At 68.3% G+C, this 21,970-nt stretch carries 16 protein-coding genes; 3 read left to right on the forward strand and 13 right to left on the reverse strand.

Going from position 1 to position 21,970, the window contains the following annotated elements:
* Window positions 1–298: 298 nt before the first annotated feature.
* On the reverse strand, window positions 299–1,234 hold the full coding sequence (locus RTO53_RS10465) for a 2-oxoglutarate and iron-dependent oxygenase domain-containing protein (protein WP_312237727.1): 936 nt from the start codon (window positions 1,232–1,234) through the stop codon (window positions 299–301).
* Between the two features lie 197 nt (window positions 1,235–1,431).
* Between RTO53_RS10465 and RTO53_RS10470 the strand changes: the two genes are divergently transcribed.
* Both RTO53_RS10470 and RTO53_RS10475 read left to right on the forward strand, forming a co-directional pair.
* Window positions 1,432–2,724 carry a glycosyltransferase family 4 protein gene (locus RTO53_RS10470; RefSeq protein ID WP_312237728.1) on the forward strand — a complete coding sequence of 431 codons (1,293 nt, stop codon included), beginning with the start codon at window positions 1,432–1,434 and terminating at the stop codon, window positions 2,722–2,724.
* On the forward strand, window positions 2,711–3,565 hold the full coding sequence (locus RTO53_RS10475) for a polysaccharide deacetylase family protein (protein ID WP_312237729.1): 855 nt from the start codon (window positions 2,711–2,713) through the stop codon (window positions 3,563–3,565). The genes RTO53_RS10470 and RTO53_RS10475 overlap by 14 nt, the downstream gene beginning before the upstream one ends.
* Before the next feature lie 79 nt (window positions 3,566–3,644).
* On the opposite strand, the gene glmM is transcribed toward RTO53_RS10475, so the two are convergent.
* The 5 genes from glmM to trpB all read right to left on the reverse strand — a co-directional run bounded on the left by glmM (window position 3,645) and on the right by trpB (window position 8,863).
* The gene (gene glmM / locus RTO53_RS10480) at window positions 3,645–5,012 is read right to left on the reverse strand and encodes a phosphoglucosamine mutase (protein WP_312237730.1); all 1,368 of its coding nucleotides are present in this window, start codon (window positions 5,010–5,012) and stop codon (window positions 3,645–3,647) included.
* Complete coding sequence (gene accD, locus RTO53_RS10485) at window positions 5,012–5,896, reverse strand: acetyl-CoA carboxylase, carboxyltransferase subunit beta (RefSeq protein ID WP_312237731.1); 885 nt, start codon at window positions 5,894–5,896, stop codon at window positions 5,012–5,014. Before accD ends, glmM begins: the two co-directional genes overlap by 1 nt.
* 234 nt (window positions 5,897–6,130) lie before the next feature.
* Window positions 6,131–6,952 (reverse strand): tryptophan synthase subunit alpha, encoded by an 822-nt coding sequence (gene trpA, locus RTO53_RS10490; protein WP_312237747.1) that lies wholly within the window; start codon window positions 6,950–6,952, stop codon window positions 6,131–6,133.
* A gap of 7 nt (window positions 6,953–6,959) precedes the next feature.
* On the reverse strand, window positions 6,960–7,649 hold the full coding sequence (locus RTO53_RS10495; protein ID WP_312237732.1) for a hypothetical protein: 690 nt from the start codon (window positions 7,647–7,649) through the stop codon (window positions 6,960–6,962).
* Window positions 7,646–8,863, reverse strand: coding sequence for a tryptophan synthase subunit beta (gene trpB / locus RTO53_RS10500; RefSeq protein ID WP_312237733.1), 1,218 nt, complete (start codon window positions 8,861–8,863; stop codon window positions 7,646–7,648). Before trpB ends, RTO53_RS10495 begins: the two co-directional genes overlap by 4 nt.
* A 95-nt stretch (window positions 8,864–8,958) precedes the next feature.
* Between trpB and RTO53_RS10505 the strand changes: the two genes are divergently transcribed.
* Window positions 8,959–9,852, forward strand: a complete 894-nt coding sequence (locus tag RTO53_RS10505) for a LysR family transcriptional regulator (RefSeq protein ID WP_312237734.1) — start codon at window positions 8,959–8,961, stop codon at window positions 9,850–9,852.
* 342 nt (window positions 9,853–10,194) lie between these two features.
* Here RTO53_RS10505 and RTO53_RS10510 read toward each other — a convergent pair whose 3' ends face one another.
* From RTO53_RS10510 to truA, 7 genes are all read right to left on the reverse strand, one after another.
* Entirely contained in the window at window positions 10,195–11,295 is a 1,101-nt protein-coding gene (locus RTO53_RS10510) for a toxic anion resistance protein (protein WP_312237735.1), read from the reverse strand.
* Window positions 11,296–11,353: 58 nt separating this feature from the next.
* Entirely contained in the window at window positions 11,354–12,076 is a 723-nt protein-coding gene (locus tag RTO53_RS10515) for a hypothetical protein (RefSeq protein WP_312237736.1), read from the reverse strand.
* Entirely contained in the window at window positions 12,073–17,430 is a 5,358-nt protein-coding gene (locus RTO53_RS10520; RefSeq protein WP_312237737.1) for a DNA repair ATPase, read from the reverse strand. The genes RTO53_RS10515 and RTO53_RS10520 overlap by 4 nt, the downstream gene beginning before the upstream one ends.
* Window positions 17,431–17,552: 122 nt before the next feature.
* Window positions 17,553–19,574 carry a hypothetical protein gene (locus RTO53_RS10525; RefSeq protein ID WP_312237738.1) on the reverse strand — a complete coding sequence of 674 codons (2,022 nt, stop codon included), beginning with the start codon at window positions 19,572–19,574 and terminating at the stop codon, window positions 17,553–17,555.
* Window positions 19,571–20,251 carry a hypothetical protein gene (locus RTO53_RS10530; RefSeq protein ID WP_312237739.1) on the reverse strand — a complete coding sequence of 227 codons (681 nt, stop codon included), beginning with the start codon at window positions 20,249–20,251 and terminating at the stop codon, window positions 19,571–19,573. Before RTO53_RS10530 ends, RTO53_RS10525 begins: the two co-directional genes overlap by 4 nt.
* A 222-nt stretch (window positions 20,252–20,473) precedes the next feature.
* Complete coding sequence (locus tag RTO53_RS10535) at window positions 20,474–21,130, reverse strand: phosphoribosylanthranilate isomerase (RefSeq protein WP_312237740.1); 657 nt, start codon at window positions 21,128–21,130, stop codon at window positions 20,474–20,476.
* Entirely contained in the window at window positions 21,127–21,900 is a 774-nt protein-coding gene (gene truA / locus RTO53_RS10540; RefSeq protein WP_312237741.1) for a tRNA pseudouridine(38-40) synthase TruA, read from the reverse strand. Before truA ends, RTO53_RS10535 begins: the two co-directional genes overlap by 4 nt.
* Window positions 21,901–21,970 lie beyond the last annotated feature (70 nt).

Genomic DNA, 21,970 nt, shown 5'->3' on the forward strand with positions numbered 1-21,970 from the left:
ATAAAGGAGGAGGCCGCCAGGCCGGGGGACATTTGCACCAGGGGCCTACCGGCTGCTACGGGGCCCAAACGCTCGCGGCACGTCCCGAACCGAGACAGCGCCAGATCCAAACGGCGCCTGCAGACCAGGCCACCCGCGTAGCGCCGTGCTCACCTTGCGGCGGCCCCGGCAACAAGACGCTCCCATCAGATGTGGAGAAGAACCATAAAGAAAGCCGCCTCTCGGCGGCCTTCTCGGAGTATGCCGGCCCACGGGCCGGCATCTACCGGGCGGGATCGGCACGGGGCCGACACTCCCCTTACTTCAGCTTGATCTCGCGCAGACGCTCTTCCAGGAAGCCGTGGGCGGTGATCGGCTCCGGGTAGCGGCTCGGGTTTTCCGGGGTGATGCAGGTCGGCAACACGTCGATCAGGTAGTCCGGGTTCGGGTGCAGGAAGAACGGCACCGAATAGCGCGGCTGGCGCGCCTGCTCACCCGGAGGATTGACCACGCGGTGGATGGTGGACGGATACACGTGGTTGGTCAGCCGCTGCAGCATGTCGCCGATGTTCACCACGATCGTGTCCGCGTCGGAGGTGAACGGCACCCACTTGCCCTCGTGCGACTGCACTTCCAGGCCGGCCGCGCTGGCACCCACCAGCAGCGTGATGAAGTTGATGTCCCCATGCGCGCCGGCGCGCACGTTGGGAATGTTCTCGGCGGTGATCGGCGGGTAGTGGATCGGGCGCAGGATCGAGTTGCCGTTGTTGGTCTTGTCGGCGAAGAAGTCCTCCGGCAAGCCGATATGCAGCGCCAGTGCCGACAGCACCCGCGAACCCAGCGTGTCCAGTGCCTGGTAGAGCCTGTAGCCGCGCTCGCGGAAGTTCGGGACCTCGCTCGGCCACAGATTCGGGGCCATCACGTCACGGTACGGAGAGTCGTCCGGGATCTCACGACCGATGTGCCAGAACTCCTTCAGATCGAAGTGCGCCGAGCCCTTGGCGGTTTCCACGCCGAAGGCCGTATAACCGCGGGCGCCGCCGCTGCCCGGCACGTGGTACTTGCGCTTGGTCTCTTCCGGCAGCGCGAAAAAGGCCTTGAAGACCTCGTAGGCCGCGTCGATGTCGGCCTGCGGGATGCCGTGGTTGCGGATGCCCGCGAATCCCCATTCGCGGTAGGCCGCGCCCAGCTCGGCGACGAACGCGTCGCGGTCACTGTCGAAACGGGTGATATCGAGGGTCGGGATCTGGCTCACAGCGGTTCCTGGCTAGTTCGGATGGGTCACGGGCCACCACTGTGGCCCGGCTGAACATTGTGCCAGATCCGATCACCGGCACTGCCGACACAAAGATACAAACCGATACAATGCGCCGCCCGCCTTCCTCTGGACGGGTCGCCGACGCAGCCGCCGCCGCCACGTCCCCTGCCCTCCCGCGCCACCCGAGCCGCTCCATGGATGCTTTCCACCCCAGCGTTCCCGCCCCATCCCCTCCCCCGCGCCAGACGCTGACGGCCTCTGGCGATGCGACCACCGCGGCGGCCGCCTGGCGCGCCACCGCGCCCGTGGGCAATGCATCGGTGAACGCGCCGCGCACGTTGGCGCCGCTCAGGATCCTGCACACCGAGGCCGCCAGGGGATTCGGCGGCCAGGAGATCTACATCTATCGCCACATGCTGGCGATGCGCGACCGTGGCCACGAGGTATCCCTGCTGTGCCAGCCCGGTGCGCGCCTGGGCGAGATCGCGCGCGAGGCCGGTTTCACCGTGCACACGCTGAAGATGGGCGGCCTGCTGCGGCTGCTGCGCGGCATCTGGTCGGTCAACCAGCTGGTGCGGCGGATCGGCTTCGACGTGGTCAACACCACCAGCCGGCGTGACAGCCTGATCGCCGCCGCCGGCGCACGCCTGGGGCGTACGCCGCTGGTGGTGCGCTCGCGGCACCTGATGAGCCCGATCAACTCACTGCTGACCTACACCGGCCTGCCGCACCGGGTATTGACCGTGAGCAGCTACGTCAAGCAGCTGCTGGTGGCGCGCGGGGTCCAGGACGGCAGCATCGGCATCGTGCCGCCGATCGCGGTGCCACCGCAGTGGTCGCAGATCGAAAGCGTCGACCCGTGGCAGTGCGTGCAGGACACGCGCGCCCAGGTGCGCCGCGAACTGGGCTTTGATGATGCGCAGATCGTGGTCGGCTGCGTGGCCGTGCTGCGCGAGCCCAAGGGCCACGTGGACCTGCTGCGGGCGATCGCGCCCCTGTGCCGGCAGCATCCCAACCTGCAGCTGGTGATCGTCGGCGACGGCCAGCCGGTGATGGACAGACTGGTGGCACTGCGCCGCGAACTGGGCGTGGAGGCGCAGGTGCACCTGCTCGGTTATCGGCTCGGCGCCTGTCGGTTGATGGCCGGCTTCGACATCTTCGCCCTGGCCACGCACAAGGAGGCGGCCGGCACGGTGTTTCTGGAGGCGGCGCACGTGGGCGTGCCGATCGTGGCCACGCGGGTGGGCGGCGTGCCTGAAATGGTGCTTGAAGGCAGCAATGCCCTGCTCGCCCCGCTGGGCGACCAGGCCGCCCTGACCCGCGCATTGCAGACCCTGGTCGAACAGCCCGAACAGCGCCGCCGCATGGGTCGCGCCGGCTGGGAATGGATGCGTACCGCGCAGCGCTTCACCCCGTTGGGGCACACTGAAGCGACCGAACATTACTACTACCAGTGGTTGAAGGAACTGGGCCATGGCCAACGCTAGATCCGTGCCGGTATTGATGCACCACCACGTGTCGCCGTCGCCGGGCATGATCACGGTGTCGCCGGAGAATTTCGAAAGCCAGATCGCCTGGTTGGCCAGCAATGGCTGGACCTCGCTGACCCTGGACCAGTATGCGGACTTCCTGGCGGGCAAGCCGGTGCCGCGCAAGTCGATCGTGATCACCTTCGATGACGGCTACCTGGACAACTGGGTGTACGCGCATCCGATCCTGCAGAAGTACGGCATGCACGCGGTGGTGTTCGTGGTCACCGGCTGGATGGGCGAAGGCCCGGTGCGCCCGCATGCCGGCCAGCCCGGCGCCGTGCTGCCGGCCACGCCGGACCATCGCGGCTGCGAAGCGGCGATCCTGCGCGAGGACCGCACCGACGATGTGATGATGCGCTGGAGCGAGGCACGCGAGATGATCGCTGCGGGCACTTTCGAAGTGCATTGCCACACGCACACGCATACGCGCTGGCTGAAGCAGGACATCAGCCGCGAGCAGAAACGCGAGGGCATCACCCGCGACCTGTCGATGGCGCGGCTGGTGCTGCAGCAGCAGCTGGGCGAGGTGTCCGACACGCTGTGCTGGCCGTATGGCGATTTCGACGAGGACTACCTGCCGATCGCACGCGCGCAGGGCTTCCGCTACCTGCACACCACGCACCCGTTCGGGCGCAACGTGGTGGGGGGCGATCCGGAGCACATCTATCGTTTCGCGATCCGCAACCGCCCGGCCAGCTGGCTGCGCAAGCGCATCGCGTGGAGCTACAACCCGCTGATCGCGCCGCTGTTCAATCGCTTCAAGGCGAAACAGAAGAAGATGGTGCCGGGGCCGTAAGCGCCCTGCCTGGCACCTTGCAGAATGCAGAACGCCCCGGCGAACCGGGGCGTTCTGCTGTTGCCCTGGCGGCCATGCATCAGGCCGCGGCGGCGGCCTTTACGGCGCTGGACAGGTTGTCCAGCGTGGACTGCATCAGCTCGGCGCTGTCGGCTTCGACCGTCACCCGCACCACCGGCTCGGTACCGGACGGACGCAGGAAGGCGCGACCGCGCCCCTTCACCGCTTCCTGTGCGGCAGCCAGTGCGGCCTGCACGCCCTGCGCCTGCACGATCGCCTTGGCCGAGACATCGGCCAGGCGCACGTTGACCGTCTTCTGCGGCACACGGTGCAGGCCCGCCAGCGATTGGCGCAGCGTGGTGCCTTCGCGGCGCAGCACTTCCAGTACCTGCAGTGCGCTGACGATGGCATCGCCGGTGGTGGCGCGGTCCAGGCACAGCAGGTGGCCGGAGGCTTCGCCGCCGAGCACGCCGCCGCCTTCCACCAGTGCCTGGTGCACGTAGCGGTCGCCGACGTTGCTGCGCACGAACGGCAGGCCGAGGCGCTCCATGGCCTGTTCCAGGCCGAAATTGGTCATCAGCGTGCCCACCACCGGACCGCGCAGGCGTCCGTTGCGCTGCCACGACGGCGCCAGCACATACAGCAGGTCGTCGCCATCGACCGGGTTGCCCTGGTCGTCGGCCATCAGCACGCGGTCGCCGTCGCCGTCGAAGGCGATGCCGAGGTCGGCGCCCACTTCGCGCACCTTGGCGGCGAGGTTGTCGATGTGCATCGAGCCGACGCCATCGTTGATGTTGACGCCGTTGGGCTCGGCACCGATGGTGACCACGTCAGCGCCCAGCTCGCGGAACAGCAGCGGGGCGATGTGGTAAGTAGCGCCATGCGCGCAGTCGAGCACGATCTTCAGCCCGCGCAGGTCGAACGCGCGCGGCACGCTGGCCTTGCAGAACTCGATGTAGCGGCCCACCGCGTCGCGCGCGCGCATGGCCTTGCCCAGCCGATCGGATTCGGCGGTGGTGAAGGCGCTGTCCAGCGCTGCTTCCAGCGCAAGCTCGGTGGCATCGTCGAGCTTCTCACCGTCCGCGGAGAAGAACTTGATGCCGTTGTCGTAATGCGGGTTGTGCGAGGCGCTGATGACGATGCCGGCATCGGCGCCGAGCGTGCGCGTGAGGAAGGCCACGGCCGGGGTCGGCATCGGGCCGAGCAACTGCACATCGGCGCCGGCGGCGACCAGCCCGGCTTCCAGCGCTGCTTCGAACATGTAGCCGGAAATGCGCGTGTCCTTGCCGATCACCACCACCGGGCGGTGCCCGGGGCGGTGGCCATTGCGTTCGGTCAGTACGCGGCCGAGCGCATTGCCCAGGCGCAGCACGAAATCAGCGGAAATCACGCCCTGCCCGACCCGACCGCGGATGCCGTCGGTGCCGAAGTACTTGCGCGCCGCCATCAGGCGGCCTCGTCGGCGACCGGTGCCGGCTGGCGACCGAGCAGGGCCAGCAGGTCGGCCAAGCGGCCGCGCAGTTCGCGGCGGTCGCAGATCTGGTCGATGGCGCCGTGCTCAAGCAGGAACTCCGAACGCTGGAATCCTTCCGGCAGCTTCTCGCGCACGGTCTGTTCGATCACGCGCGGGCCGGCAAAGCCGATCAGGGCATGCGGTTCGGCGATGTTGATGTCGCCCAGCATCGCAAACGACGCCGACACGCCGCCGGTGGTCGGGTGGGTGAGCACCGAGATATACGGCAGCCCGGCCTCACGCAGCTTGCCCAGCGCGGCGGAGGTCTTGGCCATCTGCATCAGCGAGAACAGGCCCTCCTGCATGCGCGCGCCGCCACTGGCGGAGAAGCACACGTAGGGCGCGCCGATTTCCAGCGCCTTTTCCGCGGCCAGCGAGAAGCGCTCGCCGACCACCGAGCCCATCGAGCCGCCCATGAAGGCGAAGTCGAAGGCCGAGGCCACCAGCGGGCGGCCCTTGAGCAGGCCCTGCATGGCGATCAGCGCGTCGTACTCGCCGGTGTTCTTCTGCGAGGCCTTGATGCGCTCGCTGTACTTCTTCTGGTCCTTGAACTTGAGCAGGTCGGTCGGTCCCAGGCGCGCGGCGATCTCGGTGGTGCTGTCGGCGTCGAACAGCGCGGCCAGGCGCGCGCGGGCGCGGATGGCCATGTGATGGCCACACTTGGGGCAGACTTCCAGGTTCTCTTCCAGCTCAGGACCGTACAGCGCGCTACCGCAGTTGCTGCACTTCTCCCACAGGCCCTCGGGGACGCTGCGCTTCTTGCTGGGGACGTTGTCGGTGCGGATGCCAGACGGCATCAACTTGCTGAGCCAACTCATGCGGGATGCTACTTCCGTTCAGGGCGGCCCGGAGGCCGCAAAGGCGGACAGTCTAGCTCAGGCCCTCCCTGCCCGTGCACCCCCTGTGGGGTGCGCCGGACCGGAGGAAAACCGTGCTGTGACGTATGTTTAGCGCGGACGGCAGGCGTTGCGTGGTTGCCGGCCAGCGGCCGGCACTACCGGAGCGATGCCGCGTCATGGCGGGCTGACTGGGTGGCCGGCCAGCGGCCGGCGCTACGCGCGGGCGGCGACGGCCTCATCAAGGGCCGCGCGCAGCGGGGCCAGGAAGGCGCCGGCCGTGTGGGCGGCCGCCTCGGCATCGGCCGCCTCGCCGAGGGCGGCGACCAGGGCGCTGCCGACCACGACACCATCGGCTTCGACGGCCATCGCCGCGGCGCTGGCTGCGTCCTTGATGCCGAAGCCGGCCACCACCGGCACCTGGGAGCGACTGCGCAGGTCGCGCAGGCGTGCGCTGGCGGCGCTGCTGTCCAGGCGGTCGGAGGCACCGGTCACCCCGGCGAAGCTCACGTAGTACAGGTAGCCCTGGGCCATCGCCGACAAGCTGTCCAGCCGCGCATCGGCGGTGGTCGGCGAGGCCAGCAGGATCAGCGCCAGGCCCGCGGCGGTGAAGATCTCACGCGTTTCGGCAGCCTCTTCCGGCGGCAGGTCGACCAGCAGCACGCCGTCCACGCCGGCGGCGATCGCGGTCTGCGCGAAGCGCGCGGTGCCGTGGATCTCGATCGGGTTCAGGTAGCCCATCAGCACCACCGGGGTAGTGCTGTCGTCACGACGGAACGCAGCCACGGTGTCCAACACATATCGCAGCCCTGCCCCACGCGCGAGCGCGCGCTCGGAGCTGCGCTGGATGGTCGGGCCATCGGCCATCGGGTCGGAGAACGGCACGCCCAGTTCGATCACGTCGGCGCCGGCGGCGGCCAGCGCGTGCATCACCGGCACGGTCGCCTCCAGGCCCGGGTCGCCGGCGGTGATGAAGGGGATCAGCGCCTTGCGGCCGGAGGCGCGCAGGCGGGCGAAACAGGCATCGATACGGTCCACGGACATTTCAGGCACATCCTTCAATCAGTTCAACGGCGCCGCTGGCGCCCCAGTACAACTTCGAAATCACCCCGTCGATGAGCTCCAGGCGGATCGCCAGATCCGAGCCGGGGTCCTGCCAGGTGAGGTACTCGCCCGTTTCCGGATCGTAGGCGTGCGGCCGTGCGGTGCTGCCCTTGGGCAGGCGCTTGAGCGCTTCGGCGCGCGACATGCCCAAGCGCAGCCCGAATGGACCGGGCTGGATGATGGTCTCGTCCGAGCCGTCGAGCAGGGCCAGGTCGAAGCGCGCCACATGCCCGTCATCGACCATCATCGACACGCCTTCGGGCAGGCTGCCGCGCTCGTAATACTCGCAGCTGCCCAGCTGGCCGCCCTCGCTCAGGCCCGCCGAATGCCATTGCGCATCGGCATCCTCGGCACTGAACCGCTGCCCGATCACCACGTCGCCGGCATGGTCCAGGGCCACCGCGACCACGGCCGGCGCAGCGTCGTCGTCGCTCGGCGCCGTTTCGGGCTCGGGATCGTCTTCGATCGGGCGGTTGGCGATGTCATCATCATTGCTGGCCGGCACCCGCGCCGGAGCGATGGCCGCCGGTGGCGCCGGCGCGGCCGCCAGCAGCGGCGGGTCCGGCGGCGTGCAGCCGCTCAGGCCGACCACGATCAGCAGCGCACTTCCCTGGCGCAGCAGCGGATTCACAGCATCAGGCCTTCGCGCGCGGCGATGGTGTGCACGTCCTTGTCGCCACGCCCGGACAGGTTGCACAGCACCAGCTTGTCGCTGGGCAGTTCGCGCGCCAGCTTGATGGCCTGCGCCACCGCATGGCTGGATTCCAGCGCGGCGAGGATGCCTTCGCTGTGCGCCAACTGGTGGAAGGCGGCCAGGGCTTCGTCGTCGGTGATGCCGACATACTCGGCGCGACCGGCATCGGCCAGGAACGCATGCTCCGGGCCCACGCCCGGATAGTCCAGGCCGGCCGAGACCGAATGGGTCTCGGTGATCTGACCGTCGTCGTCGCAGATCACATAGGTGCGGTTGCCATGCAGCACACCCGGACGCCCGGCGGCGATGGACGCGGCATGGCGACCGGTTTCAATGCCATCACCGGCCGCTTCGGCGCCGACGATGCGCACCTGGCGGTCGTTGAGGAAGGCATGGAACAGGCCGATCGCATTGCTGCCGCCGCCGACACAGGCGGTGATGGCATCGGGCAGGCGGCCGTAGTCGGCGAACATCTGCGCGCGCGCTTCGCGGCCGACGATGGCGTTGAAGTCACGGACCATGCGCGGGTACGGGTCCGGGCCGGCCACGGTGCCGATGATGTAGAAGGTGTCGCGCACGTTGGTGACCCAGTCGCGCATCGCTTCATTGAGCGCGTCCTTGAGCGTGGCCGAGCCGGAGGTCACCGGCACCACGGTCGCGCCGAGCAGCTTCATGCGGTAGACGTTGATCTTCTGCCGCTCGATGTCGGTGGCACCCATGTACACCACGCATTCCAGGCCCAGACGCGCGGCCACGGTGGCGCTGGCCACGCCGTGCTGGCCGGCGCCGGTCTCGGCGATGATGCGGGTCTTGCCCATCCGCGCGGCCAGCAGGGCCTGGCCGATGGTGTTGTTGATCTTGTGCGCGCCGGTGTGGTTGAGGTCTTCGCGCTTGAGCAGGATCTGCGCGCCGCCGACCTGCCGGCTGAGGCGTTCGGCGTGGTAGATCGGGCTGGGCCGGCCCACGTAGTGGGTGAGGTCCTTGTCGTAGGCGGCGATGAAGGCCGGATCGCGGCGCGCTTCGTCGTAGGCGGCGGCCAGCTCCTGCAGCGGCCCGATCAGCGTTTCGGCGACGAAACTGCCACCGTAGCGGCCGAAATGGCCCTGGGCGTCGGGGTAGGCGTGGAAATCAACGATGGGGGATGCGGACATGTCGCGACAGCCGGTGGAGACAGGCTGCCAATTTAACGCACATGTCATGACAGGAATATCGATAATATCTACCAGAACCTGTCAGGAAAACTCACATGACCGACAGCCCCCTGCCGCCGCTCAACGCCCTGCGCAGTTTCGAGGCCACCGCCCGGCTGGGCGGGGTGGGCCGTGCCGCCGAGGCCCTGCATGTCACCCATGGCGCGATCAGCCGGCAACTGCGCCTGCTGGAGGATCACCTGGGGGTGGGCCTGTTCGAGCGCGACGGCCGCGGATTGCGCCTGACCCGCGCCGGCGACAGCCTGCAGGCCGCCTGCGCGGGCGCCTTCGGACAGATCCGCGAGGCGGTCACGGCGCTGCAGCGCCAGCAACGCCCGGAGGCGCTGGTGCTCGGGTGCAGCGGCAGCATCCTGGCGCGCTGGATGATTCCACGCCTGCAGGCGCTGCAGGCCGACCTGCCGCAGCTGGCGCTGCATTGGTCTGCGCAGGATGGCAGTTTCACCGATGCGCAGCAGGCCCTGGACGCGGTGCTGCTGCTGGCCCAGCCGCCGTGGCCGCGGGGTTGGCAGGTGCGCGAACTGGCCCCGGAACGGGTCGGGGTGGTGGTCAGCCCCCAGCATCCGGCGGCCGCGCGACTGCGCCAGCACCCTCCCTCTGCCCTGCTCGGCGAGACCGTGCTGCACACCACCTCGCGACCGCAGGCGTGGCCGGCGTGGGCCGACGCGCACGGGTTGGACCCGGCCCGGCTGCAGTTGGGCAGCGGTTTCGAGCACCTGTATTACCTACTGGAGGCGGCCGTCGCCGGGCTGGGCGTGGCGATCGCGCCGGAGCCGCTGGTGGCCGACGAGCTGGCCGCCGGGCGCCTGCTGGCGCCCTGGGGGTTTGGCGCCACCGGCGGGTTCTGGGTGCTGGCGACGCCGGAGGGGGCAACGGATCCGCGGGTGGATGCTTTGGCCACGTGGTTGGCCGCGCAATTGGCACGCAACTGACACGCCCCCACGATGGCCCACCGTAGATCCACGCCATGCGTGGATGCCGCGCGACGCGCGGCGTGTTTGTCTGATGGGTCGTGATGGGTGCACGAAGAGCATCCACGCATGGCGTGGATCTACGATTCAATGCATTTACGCGTGGCGTGGACTTGCGATTGCTCGGCGTCGATAAAAACCCGTCCGACGCTCCGCGATCGCGCGCCCCGATCGTAGATCCACGCCATGCGTGGATGCCGCGCGACGCGCGGCGCGTTTGTCTGATGGGTCGTGATGGGTGCACGGCGAGCATCCACGCATGGCGTGGATCTACGATTCAATGCATCCACGCCTGGCGTGGATCTACGTGGTGGGGGTGGCCAGGCGTTGTTGGACATCTTCGCGCAGGCGCGCGAGTTCGACTTCGGCCTGCTGGCGCTGCTGCATGCCGTCGCGGTGGATGCTGCGGACTTCTTCGACCGTGGCGATCAACTGCTCGTGCACGTGGCGCAGCGTGGCCACGTCGATCACCGCGCGCTGGTTGGCCTTGGCGGTGTCCACCGTGGTCTGGCGCAGCAGGTCGGCGTTGCGGCGCATCAGGTCGTTGGTGGCATCGTCGATGGCATTGGACAGCGCCACGGCGCTCTTCTGTTCGCTGAGCGACAGCTGGATCGCGAACTGGCGCTTCCACGACGGAATGGTGATGTCGCGGACCGTGTTGAACTTCTCGATCAGCAGGATCGCGTTGGCCTGGATCAGGCGGATCATCGGCAACGACTGATCGGCCGCGTGCTGCATCACCACCAGGTCGCCGATGCGCTTGTCGAGCAGGCGGATCGCGTTGTCCAGTTCGCCCTGGCGGATGCGCACCTGCGGATCGTCCTGGCCGAGTGCGGCCTGCTGCTCGCTACGTAGTTCGCTGATCCGGCGCTTGCCGGCGGCGATGTGCAGGCCCAGCGCGTGACGCTCTTCGCGCACCATGTCGTGCATGCGATCGAACTCGCCCACGCGCTGTCCCATCAGTGTCTGCTGGCTGCCTACATCGCCCATCAGCTGCTCGATCTGGCGGTTGGTATCGCTGAACTTCTGCACCAGTTCGCCCTTGGACGCGCGCAGCTTGTCGATCAGCCCGCCAATCACCGGCACCCGCGAGCGTTCGGCCAGCCCATCGAGCTTGAGCGAACGCGCGATGCGCACCACTTCACCGAGCTTGTCACCGCTGGCATCGAGGTCGCGGTTGCGCACCTGGTCCAGCAGCTGGCTGGAGAATGCAGCCGTCTTCGCGGCAGCATCGCGACCGAATACCTGCAGGTTGCCGGGACGTATGTCTTCCAGGCCACGGCCGATCGCATCGATCTTCGGCAGGTCGTCACGCCCCAGGCCAAGCGCCTGCAGCGCGCTATCGTCCAGCACGTCGACGGGGGTGACAGACAGCGCCTGGGTGTCCTGCGGGTCCTGGGTCATCGGTGGATCTCCATGCTGGGCGGCGGCCGTCGGCGGCACACCGGTAAGGACAGGGGGTTCATCGGAGTCTAGCCTGCGCCGAGGCGACCTCGGCGACGATCTGGGCCTGCAGCTGCGCGGCCTGCTGGTTGCGCTGGGTCTGGTCCTGCGCCTGCCGCGCCAGCGCCGCCTGTTTCCACGCCGGCAGCAGCACATCGGCGATGCGCCGGAAGCGCGCCAGCAACGCGTCGTCCTGCGCTTGCAGGAGTTGCCATTGCGCCGCCTCGCTGCGCTGCAGGGCGGCCAGCCGGCGCAGGTGGTCCAGGCGCTGGGCGAACACGGCGTGCTGGTCGGTGGCAGAGAGGCGGGGCAACTGCAGGCTGCCGACCTCGATCCAGCGTTCCAGCGCGAGGGTGGCCTGGTCGGCCGCCGCCATCGCGGTCTGGCGTTGCACGGCGCGGGCCTGCAGCGCACGTGCGCGGTCTTCGGCCTGCACCAGCAGTACGCCCAGCTGCGGCTGCAATGCGTCGGCATCGCGCTGGCGCTCCACATCGCGACCGAGCAGACGACCCCACCAGCCGGCTTGGCGACGCAGCTGCGCCGGTTCGGCCGACTGCAGCGCCAGCACGATCCGCGCGAGCGCCTCGATCAATCCGGCGGCGCTGCCATCTTCGCTGGCGCTGCCCTGCCCCTGTGCCTGGCGTGCGATGGCGTCGAGCAGTGGCTGCGCATACGCCGCCAGTGCCGCCACCGTCTGCGTGCCGGCAACGTGGTCCACGGGCAGGGGCAGCGGCGCGGTCATGCGTGGGCGTCGTCCGCCGGACGGTCATCGCGCGGCGGCACCGCCGCCTCGCCATAGAAGTGGCGCATCAGCGCCTCGTCCAGCGCGCGCTCTTCCGGCGTGGTGGCGCGGCGCGGTCGCAGGCGCTGGCGTGGCGCCGGCTCGGCGTCCATCTGCTGCCGCACCCAGCTGGCCAGCAGCGCCAGCGTCTCGCCGGTGCGCACCTGCTGCTGATGCGATTGACCAAGCAGCTGCAACAGCGGTGCCAACCCGGCCTGCAGGCCATCGGCGAGCGGTTCGGCCAAGGGCGGCGGCGCGAGGGTCGTCGGTGCTGCAGCGTCCGGTTCTGCGCGTGCGACGGCCAGCCGTTCCAGTGCCGACAACAAGGCTGGCCATGGCGCCGGTTCCAGCGCGGCCGGAGGTGCCGACGGCGGCAACTGCAGTGCGCTGGCGATGTCGGCCAGCTGCGCCACCATGCGTCCACCGACGTCGCTGTCATCGGCCCCCATGGCCTTGTTGCGCAGGAAATCGCGCTTGATCTGCTGCCAGCGCGCCAGGTCTTCCCCCAGCAGCAGGCCGCGCAGCTCGGCCAGCTTGAGCAGGTTCTCCTCGGCACCGGTGGTGAGCAGCTGCGCTTCGCCCTGGTAGTGGTCGGAGACCAGCTGCTGCAGCTCGGCCTCGTTCATCACCGGGGAGATCTTCTCCGACAGCTTGTTCATGTTGCGGTAGCTGCCTTGCAGCCGGAACGGTGGCTCGGTCCGGTAGCGGTCGTCCTGCGCGGCGCTGGCGATGTACTGCTGGTTGACCCGGTAGACCACGTCGCGCACGCGCAGCATGCGCTGCAACGTCGCCACGATCTCGTTGACCTCCGCGCCACTGTAGGCATGGCTGAGCGCGTTGGTGGACACCTCTTTGCCCATCGCACGTTCCACCAGCAGGTACAGGTCGGCCATGTCGCGGGTGGCCAGCGGCGCCAGCACCGGATTGGAGGTGAGGCTGTTTTCGATGTAGCTCAGGGTGAAGGCATCCTCCATGCCGCCGAGCACATCGCCGAGGTTGTAGATATCGGCGCGGTTGGCAAGCATGTCCGGAATCTTGAACACCTCGCCGGACTCGGTGTACGGGTTGCCGGCCATCACCACGCAGAACTTCTTGCCGCGCATGTCGTAGGTGCGGGTACGCCCGCGCCAGACACCTTCGATGCGGCGGGTGCCGTCGCACAGCGAGATGAACTTCTGCAGGAACTCCGGGTGGGTGTGCTGGATATCGTCCACATACAGCATGGTGTTGTTGCCCATCTCCAGCGCCAGGTTGAGCTTCTCCAGCTCCTGTCGCGAGGTGGCGTCCGGCGCCTGCGCCGGGTCCAGCGAGCGCACCTCGTGGCCGAGCGCCGGGCCGTTGATCTTCATGAAAACCAGGCCGAGACGGTGCGCCACGTATTCCATCAGCGTGGTTTTGCCATAGCCCGGCGGGGAAATCATCATCAGCAGGCCCATCAGGTCGCTGCGCTTGTTCTCCCCGACCGTGCCCATCTGCTTGGCCAGGTTGTCGCCGATCACCCCGAGGTAGACATCGTTGATCAATTTATTGCGCACGAACGAGGACAACGGCCGTGCCTTGAACTCGGACAGGCGCAGGGCGTCGCGTTCGCGCGCGACGATGCGCTGGCGTACCGCCTGGTAGGCGTGGAACGCCGGGACGAACACGTCGCTGTGGTGCTGCAGGCGGGCCAGGAAATCATCCAGCGACAGATGCATGCGCCCCTGCACGATGCGCGGATGCTCGCCCAGTAGCCCGTCCACGCTGACCAGCAGGGCGGTCTCGCTGGCACGGGTGCGCAGTGCCCGCTGCACCAGCAGCAGTGCTGCCGCTTCGTCGGCATAGCCGGCATGGTCGGTGAAGGCCGGGGTGCGGCACAGCGCGCGCAACCACTGCCCGGCCAAGGCCCAGCGCGTGGCCAGCCCATCCTGTTCGCGCTGCAGCGCGTGCTCCAGGCCTTCGCGCTGGCCGGCGGCCTGCAGCTGCTGCCCCAGCGCGTCCAGCAACGCCAGTGCGTAGCGGCTGCTGGTAAATACCGGATCGCCGACGGACAGCTCATCGCCCAGGTACGCCGCCGCCGCGAGGTGCTCGGCAGCGGTGAACGGCAAGCCGTGTTCCTCGTTGAACGCGGCCAACGCCGTGGCCATCTCCGCACGCAGGGCGAGCTGACCTTCATCGGACCCGAACAGGCGTGCGATCGCATCGGCGCCGGCCTGCCGTGCCGGCCACTGCGCCACGTCCTCGCGGCGCTGCTGCGCCGCCCAGAACAGCATCGCCAGTGCGCGCACGCGCGGGGCATGCAGCAAGGTGCCGGCGGCCTGCTGCAGGGGCAACAGCGCGCGCAGGATGACAGTGGCATCGTGGTCGTGGATGCCGCGTTCGTAGCCTTCGCGGTAACGCGGTGCGGCGAACTCGCGCACACTGCGGTCCAGCGCGTCCGGCTCTGCCGCGCTTCGCTGCAGGGTGGCCAGGTCCAGCCCGTCGCGCCCCTCCATCGCCGCACGCAGCACACTGCCGGCTAGGTATTCGCCGCGGTACAGCGTTTCCGATTCCGAATCCAGGCTGAGCTGCCAGTACGGCTTGAGTTCGGCCAGTTCCGGGTCGTCCAGGATCTCCAGGAAATCGGTGCCGGTCAGGTGGATGGCCAGCTCGTCGCCACGCGGCAGGATGGTCAGGTCCAGGGCCTGGGTGTTGACGCTGAAGCGGTGGCGCGGGCCCAGCCGCACCACGTTGCCGCCGGCTTCGAACAGCTCGCTGCGGTCGCGCAGCGCGCGCACGGCCTGGTCGCGCACGCCCTTCAGGCGCGACTCGATGTCGTCGGCCTTGACGCTGTCGCGCAGGCTGCGCAGGCGCTCGGCCAGCTCGCGCAGCTTGAGGATCAGCGGATCGCCGGCGAAGAACGCATTGAGCTCGTCGGTGGTGGCGAAGCGCTCGGTGCGCTTGGCCAGGCCATCGAGGATGCGGTTGGCCGCGTCCAGTACCGAGCGCGCCTTGCGCTGGCGCTCGTCCTGCAGGGCCTGCTTGTGCGCTTCGAAGGCCTCGATCAGTTCCTCGCGCTTGGCCAGGATGTCGCCGAGGAACTGCTCATGTTCGCCGAACTGGCTTTCCAGCTCTTCCAGCTGGACGAGCAACCGCGACATCTGTTCGTCGGCACGCTCCGGATCGGTGGCCATCGCCAGTGCGCTGGTGATGGCCTGGGAAAACAGCGCGAACTGCGCGGCGAACTGCGCCACCGCTTCGGCCGAGCCGAGGCTGCGACGGCGCTGCTCTGCACGTGCACGGGTCTGGTTGAGGCGTGCGTAGATCGCCGAGATCGCCTCGACCACGCGGGTGCGTGCGGTGGCATCGTCGACCTTCAGGCCGGCCATCAGCTCGGAGAGCATGTCCAGGTCGGCCGACATCGCGCGCAGCCCGGCCAGCTGCTCGTCCAGCACGCGCGCGCTTTCGGCCTGTTGGGCGGCCGCGTCCAGTACCTGCAGGCGTTCGCCGAGCGGTGCCAGCGCGGCGTCGCCGGCAAGGAATTGCCCGGTGGCCGCGCCAATGCTGTCCTGGGCCTGCTGCAGGGCGGCGGTCATCGCATCGATCAGATCGGTGTCGATGTAACGGTAATCGCGGATGGTGAGCAGGTGGCCGCGCTGGGCCGAGATCGCATTGAGCGCCTCGACGAAGGCCTGCACCTCCGTCCAGTTTTCCGGCTGCAGGCGCGCGAGCAGGGCCTTCTGCGCACTCTGCGCCTGGGCCATCGCCTGCGCGGACTGCGCCCGGATCGACTGCACCTTTTCGTACTCGTCCAGCACCGACTCGCCGGTGCCGCTGACCTCGCGCAGCAGGCTGGCCGCGCCACCGCAGTGTTCATCATCCAGCCAATGGTGGGCATCGAACAGGCGCCGGGTGTCCTGCACCAGGCGCTGGTAGCGCTGCACCGACGCGTCCCCGCCCTCGATGGTGCGGGCCAGGTCGAACAGGTTGGAGATGCCGCGCACCAGTTCGGCATTGCCGATCCGGCCCATGAAAGTGTTGCCGGGTGGGCGGCTGGCGGCGAATTCGTCGCTGCTGAAGGGCGTCTGCCAGACCTGCATGGCATGGATGCGGGTGGGCTCGTTGCCTTCGGCATGGAACAGCACCATGCGCCCATCGTGCATGAACGCGTAACCGTGGCCGAACACCGGGTTCTGCAGCACGCGCTGGATGGTGTTGTAGACGAACAGCGCCGAGCGGCCGCCTTCGCGCTCGTAGAAGATGTACAGCACATCCTCGCCGTTGGGCGAGCGGATGGCACGCTTGAACTGCATGCCGTCCATCGCCGCGTCGAAGGCCTTGTGCTCGCCGTTCTGCAGGTAGTAGCCGCCGGGGAAGATGATGCCGTGGTCTTCGGGCAGCTGCACGCACGCCTGCACGATGGCATCGTTGCGGGTGATGTTGCCGGTGAGGGTGTTGTAGATCAGCCCACGCCACACGGTCTCGCGGTACGGCAGTACCTTGAGCAGGATCAGCGAACCGACCCGGGCGAAATCGAACTGGGCATCGTCCAGCGACTGGGTGCTGTCCTCGACCGGTTCGCTGTAGACGCCCTGCCCGCTTTCGGTGTTGTTCTCGACCTTGATGGTCAGGTCGCCACCGGTGGTTTCCACGAACAGGGTGTCGAGGATGTTCAGGTGCGCGTGGCGACCGGTGACGGCCATGTCGCGGGTGGCGCGGGTCCATTCGAAATCGAACGGGGGCGGCAGCGCGATGTCGCGCTCGCCGCGGGCATCGAGGTAGGTCAACTCGCCATCGCGGGCCACGGCCCAGCGGAATACGCGCACATCGCTGCTGCGTTCGCCGATCTGGAACGCTGCGAGCAGCTTGTCGCCGATCACGATCAACTGCAGCAGGCGCGCGTGCTTGTAGTAGGCGTAGAGCTCACCGAAATCGTGCACGAAGCCCGGCTGGGCCAGGAAGCTGCCCTTGGCCTCCACCGGCACCACGTCATAGCCGTCGCTGGCCTGCACCAGCCGGTACAGCCCGAATACGTCCTCGACCCGGGTCTGGGTCTTGAGGCCGATGAACACGTTGTAGCCGAACAGCAACAGGTCCGGACCGACCTGGACGATATCGCGGCCGACGCAGTTGTTTTCGCTGCGGATGCGGAAGCGCCCGGTGACCTCCAGCCGGCTGTCGCCGAACTCTGCCAGGCGCTGCCGGTTCAGCGCATCGGCGACACTGCGCAGGCGGCTGCCCTGCTCGTCCAGGCGGCGGCGCAGCACTTCATAGGCGCCGCCCTGGGCGACCGCCTGGTCGACGCTGGCGGTGGCGTCCGGCGCGGACGCTTCGGGACGGTTGGCGGTATCGGACATCGGCTTCCTTCCGGCTCACGGACAACCGGCCGGGCAAGCCGGCCGGGGATGGCGTGGCGGTGGCATCAGCGCCACCGCCGGGTACGGAGCGCGCCGTCGGGCGGCACCCCGGTGCGGCAGACTCAGCGGGTTTCGACCACGGCAGCGGTCACCACCGTGGGCGTCGCCTCGACCACCGTTTCGGCGATCTGTCGCGGCGCTTCTTCGCGCGGGGTCACGCCCAGGTAGCGCTGCATCAGGTCCTGCACGATCGGACTCTTGCCGGCCAGGCCTTCGATCGACTTGCCCAGCGAGACGGCCTTGATCAGGTTCTCGAACATCCCGCCGTCGCCGCCGACCAGGTCGATGTCGGCATTGCGCAGCGCGCTGGCGATGACGCCGGCGTTCTCGCGCGAGACTTCCTTGCCGGCTTCGATGGACGCCAGGGCCTGGGTGAGGCTGTTGTCGAGCATCATGCGGAACTCTTCGTGGCCGCGCGCGGTGTCGCTGAGCGAGGCGATCGCCTCGAACTTGCGGACCAGGCCCTCGGCCTCAGCGAGCAGCTTCTTCTGCACCACGCCGGCTTCGGCGCCACCGAGCGACTCGGTCGCGCTGGCACGGGCGCGGCCCATCTGCTCTTCACCCTGGGCCTGGGCCTGCAGGTTTTCGGCGAGCACACGGGCCTCGTTGGTGCCCTGCTTGAGGTTGGCATCGGCCTTGGCTTCGATCACGCGGGCCTCGGCGATACCGACCTTTTCGATGGCCAGTGCCGAGGCTTCGCGCACCTGTGCCTCGGCCAGGCCGGGGGCGGCCTGTTCGGCGCGGGTACCGTCGGCGAGCAGGCGCTTGGCTTCGGCCTGCTTGCCGGCCGCCTCATGCTCGGCCTGGGCCAGTGTGGTGATTTCCACCGCGCGATGCTTGGCCGCGGTCTCGCCAGCCTGCGCTTCCTTGACCTGACGCACCAGCAGTTCCTGGGCCTTGCCTTCGGCCTCGAGGATCAGCACCTGCTTCTGGCGATCGGCCTCGGAGACTTCACGCACTTCCTTGATGCGCTCTTCTTCCTGCGCCACGGTCTTGTCGATGGCGATGCGCTCGCGGGTGATGTTGGCCACGTCCATCTTGCCGGACTCCACCACCTTGTCGCGCTCCACGCCCTGCAGCTGCACTTCGCGCTGGGTGGTGACCTGCTCCAGCTGACGTGCGCGCTCGACCCGCTCGGCTTCGATCGCCACCGCGCGCTGGCGGTTCTGCTCGGCCACTTCGACTTCACGCATGCGGTTCTGCTCGCGGATCTCGATCACTTCCTGCGCTTCGATACGGGCCTGCTCGGACAGCTGGCGCTGTTCTTCCTGGACCTTGGCGGTCTCGGCTTCCTCGCGCGCGCGGATGGTGTCGATCTCGCGCTTCTGCCGGGCTTCGGCCTCGGCCTGCTGGCGTTCCAGCGCCAGCAGCGCTTCGCGGGCTTCGACGTTCTTCTTGGTGATGGCCAGCTTTTCGTTCTGTTCCAGCTCGTTGGTCACCACGTTGTGGGTGGCGGTCAACTCGGTGATCTTGCGGATGCCCTGGGCGTCGAGGATGTTGTTCTGGTCCAACAGCAGCTTCGGGGTCTGCTCCAGGTAGTCGATGGCCACGTCTTCCAGCGCGTAGCCGTTGAGGTCGTTGCCGATCACCGCGATGATCTCGTCGCGGAATTCCTGGCGCTTCTCGAACAGTTCGGTGAACTCGAACTTCTTGCCGACCGTCTTCAGCGCTTCGGAGAACTTGGCGTTGAACAGCTCATCGACCGCGTGTTTGTCCGAGGCACGATCGGCACCGATCGCCTTGGCCACGCGCAGCACGTCGGCCTGGGTTTCGTTGACGCGCAGGTAGAAGGCCACGGCGATGTCGGCACGCATGTTGTCGCGGCAGATCAGGCCTTCCTTGCCGCGGCGGTCGATCTGCAGGGTGATCAGGCTGATCCGCATCAACTCGGCCCGGTACAGCACCGGAATGATCAGTGCGCCGGTGAAATGCACCTTCGGCTGGGAGCTCATGTCGTTGACGATCAGGGCCACGCCCTGGTCGACCTTGCGATAGAACGCCTTGAACAGCCCGGCAAGGCCAAGCAGGAGAACCAGCAGGATGCCGACCCCGATCACGAACGGGGCCAAGGTCGCAAAACTCATCGGTGGATCTCCTTATCGCCCGGAATCAGGCTGTCTTGGATGGAAAGCATGGGGTGATCGCCTTCGCGCATCACCAGGTAATGGTTGTGTTCGGCCACGTAGTCCAGCAGCACCACGCGTTCGCCGCGCGCGAGCATCGCGCCCTCGCGGGTGCGCACCTGCAGGATCAGCCCGGCGCCGCCGTCATCGACGTTGGCGTAGCCGCTGCTGGCGCTGACCTGCGGCGAGGCGACCACGCCGACGCGGCCGAGCAGCGAGGCCTGCGCGACCGGGCGCAGGCGCAGCAGCAGGCGCCGGATCGGGCGCAGCACGAGGACGCTGAGCGGTACGGCGGGAACGAGCGCAAGCACGGCGGTGACACTGCCCGCCAGCCACCGCAACGTCGCCGGCAATGGCTGCAGCAGGAACAGGTGCACGAAATAGGTGGCGGTCCAGCCGAAGAAGGCCAGCAGCGCGATCACCAGCATCACCGGTGCGCCGCCCAGGCCCAGGCGCGAGAACATGCCGGAAATGCCGTGCAGGCCGTCATCGCCCAGGTGCAGGTCCATGCCATCGTGGGCGATGCCGTCATCAACCACGCCGCACGCGGCCAGCAGCCAATACAGCACGGCGAACGCCAGCACGATGCTGTAAGGCAGCGTGGGGAACGTCAACGCGACATTGAGGAACTCGTTCATTCCGTGTCTTCCCTGCGATGGCGGCCGACCTTTCCCCCGGCTGCCTCCTGTGGGCACGCGCTCCGGCGTCCCCGTCTACGCGCCGTCCCGGCCGCGCCATGTCCTGTCGATGCTACGTGAAATCTGGCGGTGCGCCCAGAGCAATGCCGCCACGCCTTGCGCAGCAGGGAAAAAGGCTGTCGGCAAAGGCTCCCGGCCCGATCGCCGGGTGGCCGGTAAGGCTCAGTCGGCTTCGTGGCAGTCCGCGCGGCGGACTTCCTCGACGAACTTGCGCATCTTGTAGCCGTCCTTGATGCCCGGCTCGGACTCGATGCCGCTGGACACATCCACGCCCCACGGCAGGGTCGCCACGATCGCGTCGAACACGTTGTCCGGGGTGATCCCGCCCGCGAGCAGGAACGGCCGGTGCAGGCCGGTGGGCAGCCGGGTCCAGTCGAAGGCCACGCCCGTGCCACCGCCGCCGCCGGGGGCGTGGCTGTCGAACAGGAAGCCCGCCGCGCTCGGATAGCGCAGCTGCAGCTGGCGCGCGTTGACCTCATCACGGCCGCCCATCGCCACTGCCTTCAGGTAGGGCATGTTGAAGCTGCGGCAGAACGACTCATCTTCGTCGCCATGGAACTGCAGCAGGGTCGGACGCACGGTACGCAGCACTTCGCGCACCTCTTCCTTGCTGTTGTCGCGGAACAACGCCACCACATCGACCATCGGCGCGATCGCCTGCCGCATCGCCCGCGCCTCGGCCGGGGCAACCCGGCGCTTGCTCTCGCGGGCGAAGATGAAGCCCACCGCGTCCACGCCCAGCTCCCCCGCCAGGCGGACATCGCCAGCACGGGTCATGCCGCAGAACTTGATACGGGTGCGATAGAAAGAGCGGCTCATAAAGTGACCTCGGCGGGGAGCTGCCAGTTGTCGGGGTACAAAGGTCCAACGAACACCAATCCCTGTGGCGGTGCGGTCGGCCCGGCCACGGTGCGGTCCTGGCCAGCCAGCAGCTCGCCCATCCACGACACCGGTTTGTCCCCGGATCCGACCAGGATCAGTGAACCGACGATATTGCGCACCATGTGATGAAGGAATGCATTGGCCTGAACGCAGACCTCCACCACCTCGTCCTCGCGCCGGACGCTGATCGCCTGCAGCTCGCGGCGGGCATGCAGGGCCTCGCACTGGATGCTGCGGAAGGCGCTGAAGTCGTTTTCGCCCAGCAGCGCCTGCGCTGCCGCATGCATCCGTCCGGCATCCAGCGGCCGTCGTTCCCAGCTCAGGGTCTGCCGGTGCAGCGCCGGGCGTACCTGGCGGTTGAGCAGGCGGTAGCGGTAACGCCGCGCCCGTGCCGAGAAGCGCGCGTGGAAATCGTCGGCCACCGGCACGCACCAGCGCACCGCGATCGAACGCGGCAGGCGGGTGGTGGTGCCCAGCGTCCAGCCGCGCGGATCACGGGCGACGTCGGTGTCGAAATGCACCACCTGGCATTGCCCATGCACGCCCGCATCGGTACGGCCGGCGCAGGTGACCTTGATCGGGGCGTCGGCCACCGAGGACAACGCCTCCTGCAGGCTGGCCTGCACGCTGGGGCAACCGCTTTCGCCCAGCTGCTGCCAGCCCTTGTATTCACTGCCGTCGTACTCCACGCCCAGTGCGTAACGCATGCTCAACCTCTGTTGCATCGGGGGACCGGCGCACAAGCGACCGGTCGTAATCTCAGGCCGGGTCGCGTGC

It is taken from the genome of Stenotrophomonas sp. (assembly GCF_031995405.1).
Taxonomy (GTDB): Bacteria; Pseudomonadota; Gammaproteobacteria; order Xanthomonadales; family Xanthomonadaceae; genus Stenotrophomonas.